Source organism: Stenotrophomonas capsici (assembly GCF_034961085.1).
GTDB classification, from domain to species: Bacteria; Pseudomonadota; Gammaproteobacteria; order Xanthomonadales; family Xanthomonadaceae; genus Stenotrophomonas; species Stenotrophomonas capsici.
On record NZ_JAYFUH010000051.1, the window covers coordinates 1,711 to 2,596 of the forward strand.

Here is an 886-nt window from a genome sequence, read left to right on the forward strand (position 1 = left end):
CGGCCGCTACCTGCTGATCGCCACCGGTACCGGCGTTACCCCGTACCGCTCGATGCTGCCGCTGCTGCGCCGGGCCATCGCCGAGCGCGGCGTGGAAGTGGTGCTGCTGCAGGGCGCCCGCACCCCGCAGGACCTGCTCTACAGCGAGGACTTCCGTGCCTTCGCCGAGGCCACCCCGGGGTTCCGCTACATGCCCTGCCTGTCGCGCGAGCTGCCGGCCGACCCGCACCCGGATGTGCGCAAGGGCTACGTGCAGCAGCAGCTGGCCGAGATCGGCCCGGACCCGACGCGCGACATCACCTACCTGTGCGGCAACCCGGACATGGTCGATGCCTGCGCCGAGCTGCTGAAGGCCGCCGGCCTGCCGCCGCCGCAGATCCGCCGCGAGAAGTACGTCAGCAGTAAGTAAGGCCGGTCTGATCGGGCGCTGCACGTCGGCAGCGCTCCGCATGCGACGGCAGGGTGCGGGGACGAGGTGCTGTCACCGCATGTCCGCTTTGGCACATTTCATCCCTGGGACAATGCTGCCCGTGACCGGGACAATCGCGCGCCAGGCGTGAATGAACTCCACGATGGCCGTGGACCGCACAGGGACACGATGCCGTGGCATTCCCGCTCAGTCCCATCGAAGGGAATGACTCCTCGCACGGATCCGGATGCGCATCCTTGGCCCCGTCAGGCCAGCGCCACGATGCACCCTGCATGTGAAGTGAATGGATCCCCTAGCGAGACATCGCGCTTGCCGGCGGGCGACACGTGCTGCGTCAGTCGTACGTGTGGACGTAGCACTACGCACGCACGCATGCATGCGGACCGGTACCGGTATCGCGATCACTGCAGGGGTGTCTGAGATAGGACTTTTCCTAAGGGTGCGCACCCCATATTG

1 protein-coding gene is annotated in these 886 nt (G+C 67.2%); it reads left to right on the forward strand.

Translation table 11 applies throughout. The annotated features are described in order from the left end of the window. A partial coding sequence (locus VA603_RS01700; RefSeq protein ID WP_486679287.1) for a ferredoxin reductase domain-containing protein occupies positions 1-409 on the forward strand: 409 nt, incomplete at its 5' end. Positions 410-886 lie beyond the last annotated feature (477 nt).